Below are 19,610 nucleotides of genomic sequence, written 5' to 3' on the forward strand. Positions count from 1 at the left end.
GTGCCGGTCCAGCGGCGTTCGTCGGGCGTGCCGGCCCATTGCACGGCCGCGGCCGGCGTCGCGGGCGGCAACACGGCGAGCAGGCCGGCGGCAATGCTGTCGACGCGGCTCATGCCCATGTAGATCGCGAGCGTGGTGCCGGTCGCCGCGAGACGCGCCCAGTCGGGCTCGCCGTGGTCCTGACGGTGCGCGGTGACGAACGTGACGCCGTGGCAATGCGCGCGGTGCGTGAGCGAGATGCCGAGGCTCGCGGCGGCCGCGAACCCCGACGAGATGCCGTTGACGATCTCCACCGGAATCGCGGCGGCGCGCAGCGTCGCGAGTTCTTCACCGGCGCGCCCGAACAGCAGCGCATCGCCGCCTTTGACGCGCACCACGTGGGCACCGCGCAGCGCGTAGCGGCGCATCAGCTTTTCGATGAATGCCTGCGGCGTGGAGCGGCAGCCGCCGCGCTTGCCGACGCGGATCACGCGTGCCTGCGGCGCGAGTTCGACGATGCCGGGCGCGACGAGATCGTCGAGCAGCAGCACGTCGGCGGCGGCCAGCGCCTTCGCCGCCTTCAGCGTGAGGAGATCGGGATCGCCGGGGCCGGCGCCCAGCAGCGTGACTTTGCCTGTCGTCATGTCGTGTTCCAGTGCCGCCGGCATGCGGCGGCCGATAGCGCGTGTGTCTTGCGCGGCGGCGGCGGGCGGTCGAAACGCACCGGCATCCGGCCGTGCCGCGCACGGAAGGACGCCGTTGTCCTGATCGGCCCGCCTGAATGACGGGCATGGTTTGGGGGGGCTGCCCACCGGCGCCGTTGCCGGTGTTATCAGCGGATTCAGCAATATCCGGGCCAACCGGCATGACGCGTCGCGCCGGGGCGGCGGCAACGGCGCGGATTGCGCCGCGCGATGGCCCCGAGCGTGAAGGCAGCCGCCGCGCGCGGGCAGCCGCGATGCCGCATCGGCGTGCATCGTGCCCCGTCGGCACGCACCGCGATGTCGCACGGCGACAGTGCTGCATCGCACCACATCTGTGCCTCGCTGCCTCACGGCGCATCGTGGGTCGCACGAAGCCGCGCATCGTGCAACGCCCGATGAGCCTTGCGTGGCGGGGCTGTGAGCACGATTCGCGACGACATGGCACGGCGTTTGCGTCAGGGGCTTCGGACGGATCAATGGCGATTCGTCCGGCAGTACCGATTACAGACGCGCCCGGCAACGGGCTTCATGGGCAACGGCGTCCTACGCATCGGGTCTCGACGAGACCGGGTGCGCAGGACGCCGTTTTTCGTTTGGCGGATGACATGACCGACAAAGCTACCCGTATCGATCTCTTCAGCTTCCGCACCGCGCCGATGCGCGCGTTCCACCTCACGTGGATGGCGTTCTTCGTGTGTTTCTTCGCGTGGTTCGCGTGCGCGCCGCTGATGCCGCTGATCGCACGCGAATTCCACCTGACGGCCGCACAGGTCGCCAACATCAACATCGCGGCGGTGGCCGCGACGATCGCCGTGCGGCTGCTGGTCGGCCCGCTGTGCGACCGCTTCGGCCCGCGCCGCGTGTACGTGGGCCTGCTGCTGCTCGGTGCGATCCCCGTGTTCGCGGTGTCGTTCACGCATGACTACCTGTCGTTCCTGATCTGCCGGCTCGGCATCGGCGCGATCGGCGCGGGCTTCGTGATCACGCAGTACCACACGTCGGTGATGTTCGCGCCGAACGTGGTCGGCACCGCCAACGCGACGACGGCCGGCTGGGGCAACGCCGGCGCAGGCGCGACGCAGGCGCTGATGCCGCTGCTCGTCGCCGCCGGCCTGATGCTCGGCTTCGGCGAGGATTCGTCGTGGCGCATCGCGCTGGTCGTGCCGGGCGCCGCGATGCTCGTGATGGCCTGGGCGTACTGGCGCTTCACGCAGGACTGCCCGCAAGGCGACATCATCGCGCTGCGCCAGGCAGGGGTGACGGTCGACAGCGGCAAGAAGGGCGGCTGGGCGAGCTTCTTCGCGGCCTGCGGCAACTATCGCGTATGGATGCTGTTCGTCACGTACGGCGCTTGCTTCGGCGTCGAGGTGTTCATCCACAACATCGCCGCGCTGTACTACGTCGATCACTTCAGCCTGTCGCTGAAGGACGCCGGGTTCGCGGTCGGCCTGTTCGGGCTGCTCGCGCTGTTCGCCCGCGCGCTCGGCGGCTGGCTGTCCGACAAGATCGCCGCGCGCCGCAGCCTCGACGTGCGCGCGACGCTGCTGTGCGCGCTGATCATCGGCGAAGGGCTCGGGCTGATCTGGTTCTCGCATGCGCAAAGCGTCGGCATCGCGCTCGTCGCGATGCTCACGTTCGGCCTCTTCACGCACATGGCCTGCGGCGCGACCTACGCGCTGGTGCCGTTCATCGACCGCAAGGCACTCGGCGGCGTGGCGGGGATCGTCGGCGCGGGCGGCAACGTCGGCGCGGTGGCCGCGAGCTTCCTGCTGAAGGGGGTCGGCGACGTGCAGCACACGCTGAGCCTGCTCGGCCTGGCCGTCACCGCGACCGCGCTGTGCGCGATGGCCGTGCGCTTCAGCGCGGAACACAAGGCGCGCGAAGCCGAGCTGCGCGACCGCGCGCTGGCTGCCAGCGGCGTCGCGAACTGATCGACCGAAGGAAACGTCACCATGAAACTCATCGTCATCGGCCACGGCATGGTCGGCCACAAGCTCCTCGAATGCGTCGCGGCGGAAGCGGGCGCCGCGGGCACGCTGCAGGTCACGGTGCTCGGCGAGGAACCGCGTCCGGCGTACGACCGCGTGCATCTGTCCGAATTCTTCGCGGGCAAGTCGGCGGACGACCTGTCGCTCGTCGAACCCGGCTTCTTCGAACGTCATCCGCAATTCGACCTGCGGCTGAACGCGCGAGTCGCGTCGATCGACCGCGCCGCGCATACGGTCACGCTCGCGTCCGGCGAAACGCTCGCGTACGACAAGCTGGTGCTCGCGACGGGTTCGCGCCCGTTCGTGCCGCCGATGCCGGGGCACGATCGTGACGGCTGCTTCGTGTACCGGACGATCGAGGATCTCGAAGCGATGCAGGCGTGCGGCACGCATGCGAAAAGGGGCGTCGTGGTCGGCGGCGGGCTGCTCGGCCTCGAATGCGCGAAGGCGCTGCGCGACATGGGGCTCGACACGCACGTCGTCGAATTCGCGCCGCGGCTGATGGCCGTGCAGGTCGACGACGGCGGCGGCCGGATGCTGCGCGCGAAGATCGAGGCACTCGGCGTGACCGTGCATACGGGCAAGAACACGCTCGAGATCGTCGATGGCGAGGCAGGTACGCACCGGATGGCGTTCGCCGACGGCTCGCACCTCGATGCCGACATGATCGTGTTCTCGGCCGGCATCCGTGCCCGCGACGAACTGGCCCGCGCATGCGGGCTCGACATCGGCCCGCGCGGCGGCGTCGCAATCGACGATGCCTGCCGCACGAGCGACGCCGACATCTACGCGATCGGCGAATGCGCGGCCTGGAACGGCATGGTGTACGGCCTCGTGGCCCCCGGCTACGACATGGCGCGCGTGGTCGCGAAGCAGCTCGGCGGCGAGGCGAACCGTGCGGTCGAAGCCGCCTTCGCCGGCGCCGACATGAGCACGAAGCTGAAGCTGATGGGGGTCGACGTCGCGAGCATCGGCGACGCGCACGGCACGACGGCCGGCAGCCGCATCTACCAGTACGCGGACGAGCGCCGCCAGGTCTACAAGAAGCTCGTGGTGTCCGACTGCGGCAAGTTCCTGCACGGCGCGGTGATGGTCGGCGATGCGGCCGAATACGGCACGCTGCTGCAGATGATGCTGAACCGCATCGAGCTGCCGGAATCGCCGGAATTCCTGATCCTGCCGTCGTCGGACGGCGTCGCGAAGCCGGCGATCGGCGTCGAGGCGCTGCCCGCGGCCGCGCAGATCTGCTCGTGCAACAACGTGTCGAAGTCGCAGATCTGCACGGCCGTTGCCGACGGCGCGACGAGCCTCGGCGCGCTGAAGACGTGCACCGGCGCCGGCACGTCGTGCGGCGGCTGCGTGCCGCTCGTCACGCAGATCATGAAGGCCGAGATGAAGAAGCAGGGCCTCGCGGTCAACAACCATCTGTGCGAGCACTTCCCGCATTCGCGCCAGGAGCTGTTCCACCTGATCCGCGTCGAGCGCATCACGACCTTCGACGAACTGCTCGCGAAGCACGGCCACGGCCTCGGCTGCGACGTGTGCAAGCCGGCTGTGGCGGGCATCCTCGCGTCGTGCTTCAACGAGTTCGTGCTGAAGAAGGAACACGCGGGGCTGCAGGATTCGAACGACTACTATCTCGCGAACATCCAGCGCGACGGCACGTACTCGGTGGTGCCGCGCATGCCGGGCGGCGAAGTCACGCCGGAAGGGTTGATCGCGGTGGGCCAGGTCGCGAAAAAGTATGGCCTGTACACGAAGATCACCGGCGGCCAGCGCGTCGACCTGTTCGGCGCCCGCGTCGAGCAACTGCCGTCGATCTGGGAAGAACTGATCGCCGCCGGCTTCGAATCGGGCCACGCGTACGGCAAGGCGCTGCGCACCGTGAAGTCGTGCGTCGGGTCGACGTGGTGCCGCTACGGCGTCGACGATTCGGTCGGCCTCGCGATCGACCTGGAGAACCGCTACAAGGGGCTGCGCGCGCCGCACAAGATCAAGTTCGGCGTGTCCGGCTGCACGCGCGAGTGCGCGGAAGCGCAGGGCAAGGATGTCGGCATCATCGCGACCGAGAAGGGCTGGAACCTGTACGTGTGCGGCAACGGCGGGATGAAGCCGCGCCACGCGGAACTGCTCGCGTCCGATCTCGACCGCGCCACGCTGATCCGCTACATCGACCGTCTCCTGATGTTCTACGTGCGCACGGCTGACCGGCTGCAACGCACCAGCGTGTGGCGCGACAACCTCGAAGGCGGCCTCGACTACCTGATCGACGTCGTCGTGCACGACAAGCTGGCGATCGCGGCCGAACTCGAAGCCGACATGCAGCACGTGGTCGACACCTACGAGTGCGAATGGAAGAAGGCCGTGACCGATCCCGACACGCGCAAGCGCTTCCGCCACTTCGTGAACAGCGACGCGCCGGACACGACCATCGAATTCGTCGAGACGCGCGGCCAGATCCGGCCCGCGACGCCCGGCGAACGGGCGGGCGGCAAGCCCGTGTCGATTCCCGTCGTCGCCGTTGGCGCGACGCAAGCCGCCACCGAACCCGCCACCGTTTGACCCTGACCGACACCCGCGTCTTTTCCAAGGAGCCCATCATGAACGATCGTCTTCCGCTGTCCTGGACCCGCGTGTGCGCGCTCGACGACATCGTGCCCAACACCGGCGTATGTGCGCTCGTGAACGGCGAGCAGGTCGCGGTTTTTCACGTCGCGCATGCCGAAGCCGGCGGCGTGTTCGCGATCGACAACGTCGATCCCGTGTCGCAGGCGGCCGTGATGTCGCGCGGGCTGATCGGCAGCCTCGGCGAGCGCGTGGTCGTCGCGTCGCCGCTGTACAAGCAGCACTTCGACCTGCGCACCGGCGAATGTCTCGAGGCGCCCGAGCAGTCGGTGAGCGCGTATCCGTCGCGGGTCGAGGACGGTTTCGTGTGGATCGCAGCCTGACAGCCCCGGAGCGCGCATGACCGCCACCCCCGTCAAGAGCGTGTGCCCGTACTGCGGCGTCGGCTGCGGGATGGTGCTGCACGTCGAGGAGGGCGAAGTCGTCAAGGTGTCGGGCGACGCCGACCATCCGACCAACTTCGGGCGGCTGTGCACGAAGGGCGCGTCGGCGCACGTCGCGCTGCGCCGCTCGGGGCGGCTCGACCGCGCGTTCGTGCGCCGAGCGCGCGAGGAGGACCTGGTGCCGCTGCCGGCCCGCGACGCGATCGCCGATGCCGCGCGCCGTCTGCGCGCGGTGCTCGACAAGCACGGGCCGGATGCAGTGTCGTTCTACGTATCGGGGCAGATGTCGATCGAGGCGCAATACCTCGTCAACAAGCTCGCGAAGGGCTTCGTCGGCACCTGCAACATCGAGTCGAACTCGCGCCTGTGCATGGCGAGCGCGAGCACCGGCTACAAGCAGTCGCTCGGCGCGGACGGCCCGCCCGGGTCGTACCAGGATTTCGATCGCGCGAACCTGTTCTTCGTGATCGGCGCGAACATGGCCGACTGTCATCCGATCCTGTTCCTGCGGATGATGGATCGCGTGAAGGCCGGCGCGAAGCTGATCGTCGTCGATCCGCGCCGCACCGGCACGGCCGACAAGGCCGACCTGTTCCTGCAGATCCGGCCGGGCACCGATCTCGCGCTGACCAACGGGCTGCTGCATCTGCTGCATGCGAACGGCCGCACCGACGGCGCGTTCATCGACGCGTACACCGAAGGCTGGGACGCGATGCCCGCGTTTCTCGCCGACTACACGCCCGAGCGTGTCGCGGAAATCACCGGGCTCGCGGAAGCCGACCTCCGCACGGCCGCCCAATGGATCGGCGATGCGCAGGAATGGATGAGCTGCTGGACGATGGGGCTCAACCAGAGCACGCACGGCGTGTGGAACACCAATGCGATCTGCAACCTGCATCTCGCGACGGGCAAGATCTGCCGCACCGGCAGCGGCCCGTTCTCGCTGACCGGCCAGCCGAACGCGATGGGCGGGCGCGAGATGGGCTACATGGGCCCCGGGCTGCCGGGCCAGCGCTCGGTGGCGTCCGACGACGATCGCCGCTTCGTCGAGAACCTGTGGCGCGTACCGGCCGGCACGCTGCGCAAGGAGACGGGGCAAGGCACGGTCGACATGTTCTCGCGGATGGCGGCCGGCGACATCAAGGCATGCTGGATCATCTGCACGAACCCGGTGGCCACGGTGCCGAACCGGCAGAACGTGATCGCCGGGTTGCAGGCCGCCGAACTCGTGATCGCGCAGGATGCATTCCTCGACACCGAGACCAACCGCTATGCGGACATCCTGCTGCCCGGCGCGCTGTGGGCCGAGGGTGACGGCGTGATGGTCAACTCCGAGCGCAACATGACGCTGATGCGCGCAGCGGTCGCGCCGCCGGGCGACGCGCTGCCCGACTGGCGCATTGTCGCGGAAGTCGCGCGTGCGATGGGCTTCGGCGATGCGTTCGACTACGCGTCGGCGGCCGACGTGTTCGACGAGATCGTGCGCTTCTCGAATCCGGCGACCGGCTACGACCTGCGCGGCGCGAGCCATGCGGCGCTGCGCGACGGGCCCGTGCAGTGGCCGGTCGCGCCGGGCACCGCGCGCGAGCGGCACCCGATCCGCTATCTGAACGACGGTGTGAGCCAGACGCTGCGCGCGGCGGGCAACGGTGACGCGACCGATGCGCCGCGCCTCGCGTTCCCGACGCCGTCTGGCAAGGCGCGCTTCTTCGCGCGGCCGCATGTCGATCCGGCCGAGCGGCCCGACGACACGTTCCCGATCGTGCTGAACACCGGGCGGCTGCAGCATCAGTGGCACACGATGACGAAGACGGGCAAGGTCGCGATGCTGAACAAGCTCAACCCGCGCCCGTTCGTCGAGCTGCACCCGGACGATGCGAGTGCGCTCGGGATCGCCACGAAAGACAGCGTCGAGATCCGCTCGGCGCGCGGCCGCGCGGTGCTGCCGGCCGTCGTGACCGAGCGCGTGCGACGCGGCAACTGCTTCGCGCCGATGCACTGGAACGACGTGTACGGCGACGACCTGTGCATCAACGCGGTGACGAACGACGCGATCGATCCCGAATCTCAGCAACCCGAACTGAAATACTGCGCGGTCGCACTGCGGCGCGTCGAGACCGATGCGTTCGCGTCCGTCGACGACGAGACGGCGCAACCCGACACCCGCGCCGACGAAGCGCGGCCCGTGTCCGCGCCCGCGCTTGCTTCACAGGAATCCGACATGGCAGACATCGACACTTTCGCGGCTGCGCTCGGCGTGGCCGACCTCGCGCCGCCGCCGTTGACGGACGCCGAACGACTGTACGTGGCCGGCCTCGTCAGCGGGCTGAAGGCGAGCGCGGGCCGGCGCGAGGGCGGCGTGCCCGTGCTGCCGGCCGGCGCGCCGCTCACGCCGCCGGTGCGGTTCTGGCTCGACGGCATGCTGGCCGGGCTGTTCAGCCGCTCGCTGCCGGCGAGCGTGCCGGGTGCCGCGGCGCCTGCGTTGCCGACCGATGCCACTGGGTCCGGCGGCGTGCGGATCGTGCGTACGCGGCCGAAGGTCGTGCTGCTGTGGGCGTCGCAGACCGGCAACATCGAATCGTTGACCGAGGACTACGCGACGCAGCTGATGAACGCGGGCTTCGAGATCCGCACCGCGTGCATGTCGGACTATCCGGCGGCGTCGCTCGCCGGCGCGCAATACGTGCTGCTGATGACGAGCACGTTCGGCGACGGCGATGCCCCCGACAACGGCAGCGAATTCTGGGACGCGCTGCAGGCCGGCAGCGCCGCGCGCCTCGACGGCGTGCACTTCGCGGTGCTCGCGTTCGGCGATCGCAACTACGACCAGTTCTGCGGTCACGGCCGCCGGCTCGACGCGCGGCTCGCGGAACTCGGCGCGGCGCGCCTCTGCGCGCGCGTCGATTGCGACGTCGAATTCCAGCGCGACGCCGACCAGTGGCTCGAACGCGTCGTCGCGCGGATCAAGGAGGCCGATGCCGCGCTGCACGCGGTGCCGAGCGGCGGGATGAGCCCGTCGGGGCTGCTGCCGTCGAAGGCGCATCCGGCGCCGTCGAAGCTCGTCGCGAACCTGCGGCTGAACCGCCCGGGCGCGGCGAAGGACACGCGCTACGTGTCGCTGTCGACCGAAGGCGCGAACCTCGAATACGAAACCGGCGACGCGCTCGGCGTGTGGCCGACCAACTGCCCGGAGCTGGTCGACGAACTGCTGTCGGTCACCGCGCTGAAGGCCGATGCGCCGGTGTCGGTGGCGGGCGTCGGCGACGTGCGCCTCGGCGATGCACTCGCACGTCACTTCGACATCACGCGCCCGCATCCGGACACGCTCGCGTTCATCGCGTCGCGCAGCGCGAACGGCGCGCTGAAGTCGCTGCTGGCCGACGACCGCAAGGGCGACCTGAAGCAATGGCTGTGGGGGCAGCAGCTTGCAGACGTGCTGCACGAGTTTCCGGTCGAGCTGTCGGGCACGGAGCTGGTCGGGATGCTCAAGCGCATGCAGCCGCGCCTTTATTCGATCGCGTCGAGCCCGAGCGCGCACCCGGGCGAGATCCACCTGACCGTGTCGGCCGTGCGCTATCACAATGGCCGGCGCGCGCGCAAAGGCGTGGCGTCGACGTTCCTCGCCGATCGCGCGGACGACGGCCGCGTGCCCGTGTTCGTGCAGAAGTCCGCGCATTTCCGGCCGCCGGTGAACGGCGACGTGCCGATCGTGATGGTCGGCCCCGGCACCGGTGTCGCGCCGTTCCGCGGCTTCCTGCACGAGCGGCAGGCACGCGGCGCGCGCGGGCGCAACTGGCTGTTCTTCGGCGAGCAGCACGCGCAGACCGACTTCTACTACGGCGACGAGCTGGGTGCGATGCACGACAGCGGCTTCCTGACGCGGCTCGATCTCGCGTTCTCGCGCGACCAGGCCGACAAGATCTACGTGCAGGACCGGATGCGCGAGCAGGGCGCCGAGCTGTTCGCGTGGCTGGAGGAAGGCGCGCACTTCTACGTGTGCGGCGACGCCGCGCGGATGGCGAAGGATGTCGACACGGCGCTGAAGGCGGTGGTCGCCGAGCACGGCGGGATGTCGGATGAAGCCGCGAACGATTATGTCGCGCGGCTTTCGAAGGCGCGGCGCTACATGCGGGACGTGTACTGAACGCCGGCGGCGCGGGCCCGGAAGGTTACGCCTGATCGTCCGGTTCCGGCCGGCCGAACCACTGCCGGCTCGAGCGCGACAGCAACAGCAAGGTCGCCAGCGTGAACAGGCAGTAGACGGCGCTCAGGAAATCGGCCGGCCGATGGGCGGCCGTAAAGGCCATCAACGCGAGCATGGCGATGACCAGCCCGATCATCGTGATGCGCGCCCAGTTCTTCCGGCGCGCGATCTGCACGACGAGCAGCGCGAGGACGATGGCGACCGTGATGAAGGCCGCCGCGAGCATCTGGACGATCCTGACGCGTAACGCGTTGCCCGAGACGCGGTCGAGCAGGGCCGGAACGATGGCCGATTCGAAAATGGCGACGCGGTACGTGAAGATGCACCACGCGCCTGCCAGCAGCGTGACGGCCACCCGGACCGTTTCCGGCGTATCTCCGCCGAAAATCGGCATATTCTTCAGCGAAGTCATTTTCATTCCGATGGGTTCCTTCGCGGCGGCGGGCATGCCGCTTGCGCGCGGCTGGCGGCGTCGCGGCCGCAGGCGGGAATCGATCGTCGCAGCGTAGCACAGGCGTCGGCGCCGGCAACGGCCGGTTCGTTTCGCGGCCGGCGCACACTTTCCTTCACGATCGACCGGAGCAAACATGAAGACGAGATTCGTCAGGGCGGCGACCCGGGCCGCGACCGTCGGCATCCTGACGGCGGCAGCGGCATGGAACCTGCCCGCCGCCGCGCAGGGCGCGTCGTCGCCCGTCGGCTCGGCTGCCGCGACCCCCGACAACGCAATACTGCTCACGGTATTCCTGAAACACGACCAGTCGCGCCCGCTTGCCGAGCTGAATGCGCAGCTCGCGAAGCAGGGGTTCTACAAGGCGTTTCCGCCGCCGGGTGTCGAAGTGGTGAGCTGGACCGTGACGATGGGGATCGGGCAGATCATCGTGTTGCGGCTGCCGGCGTCGCGGCTGCGGGAGGTCAATCGCGTGCTCGAGGATACGGCGTGGGGCGCGTACCGGACGGAGTTCTATCCGACTTACGACTACAAGGCGATCGGGTTGGGGGAGCATGAGCGGGCGAAGTGACGGGAAGCGGGGGCTGGCCCGGGATCGGCGCCTCCCGTCCCCGAAAAGCCGCGCGGCGTTGCGTATTTGTCGCATCCGCGCGGGCGTGCCCGGCGATTTTCTCCCAAATGCATCAGAAGTCATTCATCAGATGAAAAAACCATCCCGGTTCCCGGTATGATGCGCACCTTGCGTTGCAGGACGCCTTGTTTCTTTATGCGTTTTTGATGGACGAGATACCACAAATCCGCACAAAGCCGACGTGAAAGATTCTGTAATATAAATTCCGTATACTCGTAAGTTCTGACCCAGGCGCCTCCGAGCCCGTCTTCGGCCGGCCGCCCACGCAGAACAACCACAGATACGTCGCCGCCCGGCCAACCCGCGCCGCGACACGCTATGCACCACCACTGAACAACTTATGTCTTCCCGCCACTCTGGTTCGCCTGGTCGTGCCGCGGCGGTGATCGCCCGTGCCCGGGCGCTGATCCGCAACGAGCGCGTGCTGTCGCCGCTGCTTGCGCTCGGCATCGGCCTGCTGCTGATCGTGGTTTTCCAGCACCTGTCGGAATCCGTCGACTACCGGTCGGTGATCCGCCAGCTGCGTCACATGTCCGCCGGCGAGTGGGGCGCGTCGCTGGCCGCGACGGCTCTCAGCTATCTCGCGCTCGTCGCCCGCGACGCGGTCGGCCTGCGCTACGTCGCCGCGAAGGTGCCGCGCGTCGCGCTGTGGATCGGCGCGATCGCCGGGTCCGCGCTCGGTAACGCGACCGGCTTCGGCGCGCTGACGGGCGGTGCGGTGCGCGCACGCGTGTACGGCGTGTCAGGCGTCACGCCCGCGCAGATCGGCCGGATGACGGTGTTCACGAGCGGCACGCTGGCGCTCGCGATGGTGTTGATGACGGCAGTCGGCATGGTCTGCATGCCGGAGGCGCTCGCCGCGATGCTGCACGTCGCGCCCGGCGTGCTGACGTGGACCGGGGCGGCGCTGCTGGTGGTGCTGGCCGCGATGGTCGTGATGTGCGGCAATACCGCACGCCCGGTCGTCACGCGCTTCAAGTGGCTGTCGTTCGACGTGCCGGCGCGGCGCGATCTCGTCGCGCAGGTCGTCTATGCAGTGCTCGACGTCGTCGCGGCGGGCCTGACGCTGTGGGTGCTGCTGCCGGCCGCGCCGGTCGGCTTCCCGACCTTCATTACCGTTTACGCCGCCGCGTTGCTGCTCGGGATGATCGGCCATACGCCGGGCGGGATCGGCGTGTTCGAAGCCGCGATGGTCTTCACGCTCGGCCGCGAAGTGCCGCCGCACGCGATGGTCGCCGCGCTGATCGCGTATCGCGCGATCTATTTCGGCGTGCCGCTCGTGCTGTCGGCCGGCCTGCTGGCCGGTTTCGAGGGCCGCGCGCTGCGGCGCCGGCTCGTGACGCGGCAGGCCGTGCGCGTGTCGCAGCTTGCGCCGGTGTTCCTGAGCCTCGTGACGTTCGCGGTCGGCGGGATGCTGGTGATCTCGAGCGCGACGCCCGCGTTCTGGCACCGGATCGCGATCCTGCGCCACCTCGTGCCGCTGTGGGTGCTCGAAGGCTCGCAGGTGATCTGCAGCGTGCTCGGCGTGGCGCTGCTGTTCGTCGCGCGCGGGCTGCTGCGCCGCCTCGACGGTGCCTGGTGGATGACCTTCGCGCTGACGCTCGCCAGCCTCGCGCTGTCGCTGGCGAAGGGCCTCGCGTTCGTCGAGGCCGGCGTGCTCGGCACGCTGCTGGTGCTGCTGCTCGTCAGCCGTCGCCGCTTCAACCGCCATTCGTCGTTGCTGGCCGAGCGCTTCACGGTGAGCTGGTTCGTGTCGGTGGCGATGGTGCTGATGCTGGCCGTGTGGGTGCTGTTCTTCGCGTTCCGCGACGTGCCGTACACGCGCGAGCTGTGGTCGCATTTCTCGTTCGACGCGCGTGCGCCGCGGGCGCTGCGCGCGACGCTCGCGTCCGGCGTGTTCGTCGCGCTGTTCGCGCTGTGGCAATTGCTGCGCCCGGCGCCGGGCCGTTTCGTGAAGCCCGCGGAGCAGGACCTGTCGGATGCCGAACGAATCATCCGCGCGCAGGAGTGCAGCGATGCGGGCCTCGCGCTGATGGGCGACAAGTCGTTCCTGTTCTCGGAGTCCCGCCAGGCCTTCCTGATGTATGCGAAGAACGGCCGCACGTGGGCGGCGCTGCACGACCCGGTCGGGCCGCGCGAGGAATGGCCGGCGCTGATCAGCAAGTTCATCGCGCTCGCCCACGCGCATAGCGGCCGTGCGGCGTTCTACCAGGTGCGCGCGAACGCGCTGCCGCTGTATCTCGACGCGGGGCTCACGCTGATGAAGCTCGGCGAGGAAGCGCATATCGCGCTCGAGCGGTTCGACCTGAAAGGTTCGAACCGCTCGCACCTGCGCTACGCGCTGCGCCGCGGCGACAAGGACGCGCTGACGGTCGAGGTGATCGCGCCGAGCGACGTGCCGGCCGCGCTGCCGGCGCTGCGCGACATCTCGGACGGCTGGCTCGACAGCCGCGACGCGCGCGAGAAGAGCTTCTCGGTCGCCGCGTTCCACGACGGCTATCTGGCGACGCAGTCGGTGATGCTGGTGCGGCAGGCCGACAAGCCGATCGCGTTCGTCACCTTCATGACGACCGACCTCAACACCGAGGCGACGGTCGGCGTGATGCGCCATCTGCCGGACGCGTCGCCGTACGCGATGGAATATCTGTTTACGCAGCTCGCGCTGCATCTGAAGGAAGCGGGTTTCCGCAAGCTGAGCCTGGGCATCGCGCCGTTCTCGGGGATGGGGGCGGCGAAGATGCCGTCGCCGTTGCACCGGATCGGCCTGATGGTCTGGCGCTTCGGCGGCCGCTTCTACAACTTCCGCGGCTTGCGCGCATTCAAGAGCAAGTTCGAACCGCACTGGGAGCCGCGTTACCTCGCGGCCTCGGGCACGGTCGGCGTGTTCGTCACGCTGGCGGATCTGTCATTGCTGGCTGGAGGTCGGCGTTCATGATGTTGAAGAAGGGAATCGCGCGGGCGGCAGCCGCCTGCGCGGGAATGATGCTGGCGGGCGCCGCGTGCGCCACGCAGCCGGCCGCAATGAAGGCCGAAACCGTATCGGGCGGCCGCTATGGACCGGTGACGGTGACCAAACCCAGCGGGCCGCTGCGCGGCTTCGTCGTGCTGTTCTCGCGTGAGGCCGGCTGGAACGCGGCCGACCAGCAGGCCGCCGATGCGCTCGCGAAGGCCGGTGCGATGACGGTCGGCGTCGATTCGGAGCGGTATGCGATGAATCTCGCCGCGAAGCAGGAGACCTGCCATCACCTCGACGGCGACGCCGAAGCGGTCAGTCACCAGCTCGAACGCCTTGCACAGTCGTCGCGCTATTTCACGCCGATCGTCGCGGGCGTGGGCCAGGGCGGCGCGATCGCGAAGCAGATCCTGTCGATGGCGCCGGAGAACACGATCGCCGGCGTCGTATCGGTCGATCCGGCCGCCAAGCTCGATCCGCGCTTCAAGCCGTGCCCGCCCGATCCGACGATCGTGCGCCGCGCGATGCCGGGCTTCGTCGACACGGCGGCGACGGGCGATTCCGCGAAGCTCGTGTCGCTCGTCACGTCGCATCTGCGGGACACCACCCGCGGCGACGAACTCGACGTGTCGGACCTGCCGCTCGTCGAGCTGCCGGCCAAGGGCGGCAGCGGCCAGCTCGCGATCGTGATCTCGGGTGACGGCGGCTGGCGCGATCTCGACAAGACGATCGCCGAGGCGCTGCAGCGCGACGGCGTGTCGGTGGTCGGCATCGACAGCCTGCGCTATTTCTGGAGCGAGAAACCGCCGGCACAGGTGAGCCGCGATCTCGCGCGCGTGATGCGCACTTACATGGCGCGCTGGCATGCGAACCGCGTGGCGCTGGTCGGCTACTCGTTCGGCGCCGACGTGATGCCGTTCGCATACAACCGGCTGCCGGCCGACCTGCGCGACAAGGTCGCCGTGATGTCGCTGCTCGGCTTCGCGCCGGCCGCCGATTTCCAGATCCGCGTGACGGGCTGGCTCGGCATGCCCGCAAGCGACAAGGCGCTGAAGGTCGCGCCGGAAATCGCGAAGGTGCCGCCGCAGCTCGTGCAGTGCTTCTATGGCGCGGAAGAGAAGGACACGATGTGTCCGGCACTCGTGAACACGGGCGCCGACGTGATCAAGACGCAGGGCGATCACCACTTCGGCCGCGACTACATCGCGCTCGAGAAGAAGATCCTCGGCGCGTTCGGCAAGCCGGTCGCGGCGCGCTGAACGCCGAGAGCTTCCGGTTCATGGTACGGGCGGCCCGCTGGCCGCCCGTTTCATTTTCCGGCGGGCGTTGCCGCGCTCGGCTGGGGCATCGCCGTTCGCGCATCGTGCTGGTAGAAGCCGGGAAACCGGTCGAGCTGACGCCGCGCGGCCGCGATGTCCGTGCCGTCGCCGAGCACCGCGCTCGAAAACCCCGTGCGTTCCATCAACAGCAACTGGTCGACCAGCACCTCGCCGGTTGCGCGCAGGTCGCCGGCGAAGCCGTAGCGCTTGCGCAGCAGGTACGCCTGGCTGTACGCGCGCCCATCGGTGAACGACGGAAACGCGAGGTCGATGCGCGCCGCCCGTGCGATGTGTTCGGCGAGCGGCGGCAGTTCCTCGTCGTTGTCGATCGCCAGCGTCGCCGTGCCGTGCTGCTGCGAATCGCCGGCATGTTCGGCGGGCGTCAGCAGCCGGATGCGTGCGGTCGGATTCTCGTCGTGCGTCATGCGTGCTCCACCTGATGGCGCGCGTCGTTCGCGGCGGCCTTGAAGGGTTCCGTGCCGATGCGGCGGACGGTGTCGATGAATCGTTCGCTGCGGCCGTCGTTGTCGATGCGCGCGTCGAGATACGCGCTGACGATCGCATCGACGACATCGACGATCTCGTCCGCCGAAAACGACGGGCCGATCACCTTGCCTGGCCGCGCGGGGCCGCTCGCGGTCGAGCCGTCCGAGCCGCCGAGCGTGACCTGGTACCACTCGGCGCCGTCCTTGTCGACGCCGAGGATGCCGAGGTGGCCGCTGTGATGATGGCCGCACGAGTTGATGCAGCCGCTGATGTGCAGGTCGATGTCGCCGACGTCGTGCAGCATGTCGAGATCCTGGAAACGCTCTGCGATCGCATCGGCGATCGGGATCGAGCGTGCATTCGCGAGCGCGCAGAAGTCACCGCCGGGGCACGCGATCATGTCCGTCAGGAGTCCGACGTTCGCGCTGGCGAGCCCGACCGCACGCGCGTTTTCCCACAGCAGGAACAGGTCGTCGACATGCACCCACGGCAGCACGACGTTCTGCGTGTGCGTGACGCGCGCCTCGCCGGCCGAGAACTGGTCGGCGAGATCGGCGAGCGCGTCGAGCTGGTCCGGCGACGCGTCGCCCGGTGCCTGCAGGCGGCGCTTGAACGACAGCGTGACGATGCGCAGCGCCGGATCGCGGTGGTCGGCCACATTGCGTGCGAGCCAGCGCGCGAAGGCCGGATGGCGTGCCGCCTGGGCGGACAGGCGCAGGTTCGCGTCGCGCAGGCTGACCGTGCGCGGCTTGAGCCGCGGCGGGACGAAGGATGCGGCGACGCGGTCGAACTCGACCTGGGCAATCGTGTGCAACCCGCCGTCATGATCGACGATCTGGCGGAACTCCTCCTCGACGTCGTCGATATAGCGCTGTCCCTCGGTCTTCACGAGGATCTTGATGCGCGCCTTGTACTTGTTGTCGCGCCGTCCGTAGCGGTTGTACACGCGGACGATCGCCTCGATGTAGTTCATCACGTGCTGCCACGGAAGGAACGTGCGCAGCAGCGTCGCGATCATCGGCGTGCGGCCCATCCCGCCGCCGACGCTCACGCGAAAGCCGAGCGCGCCCGCGTCGTCGCGCACGAGCTTCAGCCCGACATCGTGCCAGTCGGTAGCCGCGCGGTCTTCGGTCGCGCCGGTGATCGCGATCTTGAACTTGCGCGGCAGGAACGCGAATTCGGGGTGCAGCGTGGTCCACTGGCGCATCACTTCGGCGAACGGCCGCGGATCGGCGATCTCGTCCGGTGCGACGCCGGCGCGCTCGTCGCACGAGATATTGCGGATGCAGTTGCCGCTCGTCTGGATGCCGTGCATGTCGACGGTCGCGAGCAGGTCCATCACGTCGGCGGCCTTGGCGAGCGGAATCCAGTTGAACTGCACGTTGGTGCGCGTCGTGAAGTGCGCGCTGCGGGTCGGCAGGCGCAGCGTGCCAAGCAAGGCCTGCGCGTCGGATGCGGCGCGGTAGGTGGCGTCGTCCGGCACGTCGTAGTCGCGCGCGATCCGCGCGAGCACGCGCAGCTGTGCGCTCGACAGTTCGCCGTACGGGACGGCCACGCGCAGCATCGGCGCGTGGCGCTGCACGTACCAGCCGTTCTGCAGGCGCAGCGGCCGGAACGCGTCTTCGCTCAGCGTGCCGTGCTGCCAGCGTTCGAGCTGATCGCGAAACTGGGCGGCGCGGCTGTGCACGAGGGCCCGGTCGAAAACGGTATATCGATACATGACGTGATACGCGAGAGGAGCCGCGGCGCGGCGCGCGCGGCTCGGGACAGACGTTGCGACGGGTGTCAGGCAACCGGGGACAGCGTAGGGAACGCGGTGCGGCGGGACAAGCAGCAGATGGGGACGAAAAGGGCGCAGCAGATGGCGGGTGTGACGCCGGCGCGGGCCGGGCATGCGTGCGGGCATGCCCGTGGCGGGCGTTTATGCGGTGGCGTCGACGACGAGCGCCGGATCGAGCGCGCGGATACGCTGGTCGATGAAGTAGCCGCCGCCTTCCTGGTAGCGCAGGAACAGGCGGCCGCACGAGCGGCAGCGGTTGACGGTGCATCGGTTGTACGGGAAATGGCGCAACGCGATCGGCGCGTCGTCCGACGCGTAGTGCGTGCCGGCCGGGTGATATTCGGCGTAGGTCGGCTCCGCGTCGCCGGGCGGCGCGAGCGTGGCGACTTCGGTCAGTTGCGCGTCCTGCAGCGACAGCGGCAGGGTCGTCCATCCGGCGAGCGGCGTTTTCGTACAGATGCACGACTGCGTGATGTGCGCGGCTTCAGCAGTCAGTTTCAACAGCGCGTCGTGATCGAGGTAGGGCAGTTGACTCATCGGAAATCATGAAGGGCGGCGGGATCAGCACTGTAACCCGCGTGCGGATTGCGCGCATCACCGTGACGCAGGCGGTTCGCATCGGGTGAGATTCAACCGCCCTTGCGGACCGACGGCTGCGCGACGAGCTCGCCGAGCACGCGGATCGCACGTTCGATGTCGCGGCTCCACGGATGGCCGAAGTTCACACGCACGCAACGCTCGAAGCCGTGCGCGGCCGAAAACAGCGGCCCCGGCGCGAAGCTGATCCCGCGTGCGATGGCCTGGCGATGCAGTTCCATCGCGTCGATCGCGTCGGGAAACGCGAGCCACAGAAAATAGCCGCCTTCGGGCCGCACCCATTCGACGCCGGCCGGCAGCCAGCGCCGCAGCGCGTCGTCCATCCGGTCGAGCTGCGTGTGCAGCGCGCCGCGCAGCTTGCGCAGGTGCCGGTCGTAGCCGCCGTGCTCGAGATAGTTCGCGATGCCGACCTGCGCGGGAATGCTGGCCGACAGCGTCGTCATCAGCTTGAGCCGCTGCACCTTCTCCGCGAACCGGCCGGCGGCGGCCCAGCCGATCCGGTAGCCGGGCGCGAGCGTCTTCGAGAACGAGCTGCAATGCATCACGATGCCGTGCCGGTCGAACGCGCGTGCGGGCAGCGGGTAGTCAGGGCCGAAGTGCAGTTCGCCGTACACGTCGTCCTCGATCAGCGGCACGTCGCGCGCGGCGAGCAACGCGACGAGCGCGCGCTTTTTTTCGGCGGACAGCGTGACGCCGGTCGGATTCTGGAAATTGGTCATGAACCAGCACGCGCGGATGTCGTGCCGGTCGAGCGCGTTCGCGAGCGCATCGAGATCGAGGCCCGTGCGCGGATCGACGGGAATCTCGACCGCGCGCAGGTCGAGCCGTTCGATCGCCTGCAGCGCCGCATAGAAACCGGGCGCTTCGACGGCCACGACGTCGCCGGGCCGCGTGACGGCCATCAGGCACAGGTTCAGCGCTTCGAGCGCGCCGTTCGTGACGACGATCTCGTCGATCGGCTGCGAGATGCCGGTCGCGAGATAGCGCCGCGCGATCTGCTGGCGCAGCGCCTCGTTGCCGGGCGGCAGGTCGACGACCGTGCTCCACGGGCTGACGAGCCGCGTGGCCTGCGCGAGCGATTTCGCGAGACGCGGCAGCGGAAACAGTTGCGGCGACGGGAACGCGGAGCCGAGCGGCACGATGCCGGGTTGCGTCGCCGCGTCGAGGACGGAGAACACGAGGCTGCTGATGTCGACCTTGCGCGTGACGCCGGCGCGGCTTGCCCGGCGTTTGGCGGCCGGGCTCGCCTCCGGCGTGGCGCCCGGCGCGACGTAGTAGCCCGAGCGTTCGCGCGCGCGGATCAGCCCCCACTGTTCGAGCAGGTAGTACGCGCGAAACACCGTCGACTGGCTCACGCCGTGCTGCGCGATGATCTGCCGCAGCGACGGCAGGCGCGTGCCGACGGCGAGGTTGCCGTTGCGGATGTCGTCGGCGATCGTGTGGGCGAGGGTTTCGTAGCGTTTCATCGGCGAGGGCGGTGCGCACCATCGCCACGCGCGGGCCGGAGTGG

The 19,610-nt window shown here is 69.0% G+C and carries 13 protein-coding genes; 7 read left to right on the plus strand and 6 right to left on the minus strand.

Annotation, left to right across the window (positions count from 1 at the left end; translation table 11 throughout):
* The coding region (gene cobA, locus G3N96_RS23035; protein ID WP_206138570.1) for a uroporphyrinogen-III C-methyltransferase at positions 1 to 623 on the minus strand (623 nt) is incomplete at its 3' end.
* Positions 624 to 1,288: 665 nt separating this feature from the next.
* On the opposite strand from cobA, the gene G3N96_RS23040 reads away from it, so the two are divergent.
* From G3N96_RS23040 to G3N96_RS23055, 4 genes are read left to right on the plus strand one after another with little or no spacing between them, the layout of a single operon-like run.
* Complete coding sequence (locus G3N96_RS23040) at positions 1,289 to 2,614, plus strand: MFS transporter (RefSeq protein WP_089442309.1); 1,326 nt, start codon at positions 1,289 to 1,291, stop codon at positions 2,612 to 2,614.
* Between the two features lie 21 nt (positions 2,615 to 2,635).
* Positions 2,636 to 5,233 (plus strand): nitrite reductase large subunit NirB, encoded by a 2,598-nt coding sequence (gene nirB, locus G3N96_RS23045; RefSeq protein ID WP_206138571.1) that lies wholly within the window; start codon positions 2,636 to 2,638, stop codon positions 5,231 to 5,233.
* A gap of 38 nt (positions 5,234 to 5,271) precedes the next feature.
* Positions 5,272 to 5,619: a nitrite reductase small subunit NirD gene (gene nirD, locus G3N96_RS23050; RefSeq protein WP_089432814.1), complete on the plus strand. Its 348-nt coding sequence runs from the start codon at positions 5,272 to 5,274 to the stop codon at positions 5,617 to 5,619.
* Positions 5,620 to 5,635: 16 nt separating this feature from the next.
* Positions 5,636 to 9,823 (plus strand): bifunctional nitrate reductase/sulfite reductase flavoprotein subunit alpha, encoded by a 4,188-nt coding sequence (locus G3N96_RS23055; protein WP_206138572.1) that lies wholly within the window; start codon positions 5,636 to 5,638, stop codon positions 9,821 to 9,823.
* Between the two features lie 25 nt (positions 9,824 to 9,848).
* Here G3N96_RS23055 and G3N96_RS23060 read toward each other — a convergent pair whose 3' ends face one another.
* Positions 9,849 to 10,331, minus strand: coding sequence for a hypothetical protein (locus G3N96_RS23060; protein WP_206138573.1), 483 nt, complete (start codon positions 10,329 to 10,331; stop codon positions 9,849 to 9,851).
* A 139-nt stretch (positions 10,332 to 10,470) separates the two neighbouring features.
* Between G3N96_RS23060 and G3N96_RS23065 the strand changes: the two genes are divergently transcribed.
* The 3 genes from G3N96_RS23065 to G3N96_RS23075 all read left to right on the plus strand — a co-directional run bounded on the left by G3N96_RS23065 (position 10,471) and on the right by G3N96_RS23075 (position 15,177).
* Positions 10,471 to 10,905, plus strand: a complete 435-nt coding sequence (locus tag G3N96_RS23065; protein ID WP_206138574.1) for a hypothetical protein — start codon at positions 10,471 to 10,473, stop codon at positions 10,903 to 10,905.
* Positions 10,906 to 11,305: 400 nt separating this feature from the next.
* Complete coding sequence (gene mprF, locus G3N96_RS23070; protein ID WP_206138575.1) at positions 11,306 to 13,900, plus strand: bifunctional lysylphosphatidylglycerol flippase/synthetase MprF; 2,595 nt, start codon at positions 11,306 to 11,308, stop codon at positions 13,898 to 13,900.
* The gene (locus G3N96_RS23075; RefSeq protein WP_206138576.1) at positions 13,897 to 15,177 is read left to right on the plus strand and encodes a virulence factor family protein; all 1,281 of its coding nucleotides are present in this window, start codon (positions 13,897 to 13,899) and stop codon (positions 15,175 to 15,177) included. The genes mprF and G3N96_RS23075 overlap by 4 nt, the downstream gene beginning before the upstream one ends.
* A gap of 50 nt (positions 15,178 to 15,227) precedes the next feature.
* On the opposite strand, the gene G3N96_RS23080 is transcribed toward G3N96_RS23075, so the two are convergent.
* The 4 genes from G3N96_RS23080 to G3N96_RS23095 form a co-directional block, all read right to left on the minus strand.
* The gene (locus G3N96_RS23080; protein WP_206138577.1) at positions 15,228 to 15,662 is read right to left on the minus strand and encodes a DUF934 domain-containing protein; all 435 of its coding nucleotides are present in this window, start codon (positions 15,660 to 15,662) and stop codon (positions 15,228 to 15,230) included.
* Positions 15,659 to 17,443 carry a nitrite/sulfite reductase gene (locus G3N96_RS23085; RefSeq protein ID WP_206138578.1) on the minus strand — a complete coding sequence of 595 codons (1,785 nt, stop codon included), beginning with the start codon at positions 17,441 to 17,443 and terminating at the stop codon, positions 15,659 to 15,661. Before G3N96_RS23085 ends, G3N96_RS23080 begins: the two co-directional genes overlap by 4 nt.
* Before the next feature lie 201 nt (positions 17,444 to 17,644).
* Entirely contained in the window at positions 17,645 to 18,040 is a 396-nt protein-coding gene (locus G3N96_RS23090; RefSeq protein WP_206138579.1) for a hypothetical protein, read from the minus strand.
* Positions 18,041 to 18,132: 92 nt separating this feature from the next.
* Entirely contained in the window at positions 18,133 to 19,566 is a 1,434-nt protein-coding gene (locus G3N96_RS23095) for a PLP-dependent aminotransferase family protein (protein ID WP_206138580.1), read from the minus strand.
* Positions 19,567 to 19,610 lie beyond the last annotated feature (44 nt).

Origin of the sequence: Burkholderia sp. Se-20373 (assembly GCF_017104705.1) — a bacterium.
Taxonomy (GTDB): domain Bacteria; phylum Pseudomonadota; class Gammaproteobacteria; order Burkholderiales; family Burkholderiaceae; genus Burkholderia.

What these genes read in the sequence shown, in the direction of transcription:
- G3N96_RS23085 (WP_206138578.1), bottom strand. Translation starts at nt 17,443, where the DNA reads ATGTATCGATATACCGTTTTCGACCGGGCCCTCGTGCACAGCCGCGCC.
- nirB (WP_206138571.1), top strand. Translation starts at nt 2,636, where the DNA reads ATGAAACTCATCGTCATCGGCCACGGCATGGTCGGCCACAAGCTCCTC.
- mprF (WP_206138575.1), top strand. Translation starts at nt 11,306, where the DNA reads ATGTCTTCCCGCCACTCTGGTTCGCCTGGTCGTGCCGCGGCGGTGATC.
- G3N96_RS23060 (WP_206138573.1), bottom strand. Translation starts at nt 10,331, where the DNA reads ATGCCCGCCGCCGCGAAGGAACCCATCGGAATGAAAATGACTTCGCTG.
- G3N96_RS23075 (WP_206138576.1), top strand. Translation starts at nt 13,897, where the DNA reads ATGATGTTGAAGAAGGGAATCGCGCGGGCGGCAGCCGCCTGCGCGGGA.
- G3N96_RS23080 (WP_206138577.1), bottom strand. Translation starts at nt 15,662, where the DNA reads ATGACGCACGACGAGAATCCGACCGCACGCATCCGGCTGCTGACGCCC.
- nirD (WP_089432814.1), top strand. Translation starts at nt 5,272, where the DNA reads ATGAACGATCGTCTTCCGCTGTCCTGGACCCGCGTGTGCGCGCTCGAC.
- G3N96_RS23095 (WP_206138580.1), bottom strand. Translation starts at nt 19,566, where the DNA reads ATGAAACGCTACGAAACCCTCGCCCACACGATCGCCGACGACATCCGC.
- G3N96_RS23040 (WP_089442309.1), top strand. Translation starts at nt 1,289, where the DNA reads ATGACCGACAAAGCTACCCGTATCGATCTCTTCAGCTTCCGCACCGCG.
- G3N96_RS23065 (WP_206138574.1), top strand. Translation starts at nt 10,471, where the DNA reads ATGAAGACGAGATTCGTCAGGGCGGCGACCCGGGCCGCGACCGTCGGC.
- G3N96_RS23055 (WP_206138572.1), top strand. Translation starts at nt 5,636, where the DNA reads ATGACCGCCACCCCCGTCAAGAGCGTGTGCCCGTACTGCGGCGTCGGC.
- G3N96_RS23090 (WP_206138579.1), bottom strand. Translation starts at nt 18,040, where the DNA reads ATGAGTCAACTGCCCTACCTCGATCACGACGCGCTGTTGAAACTGACT.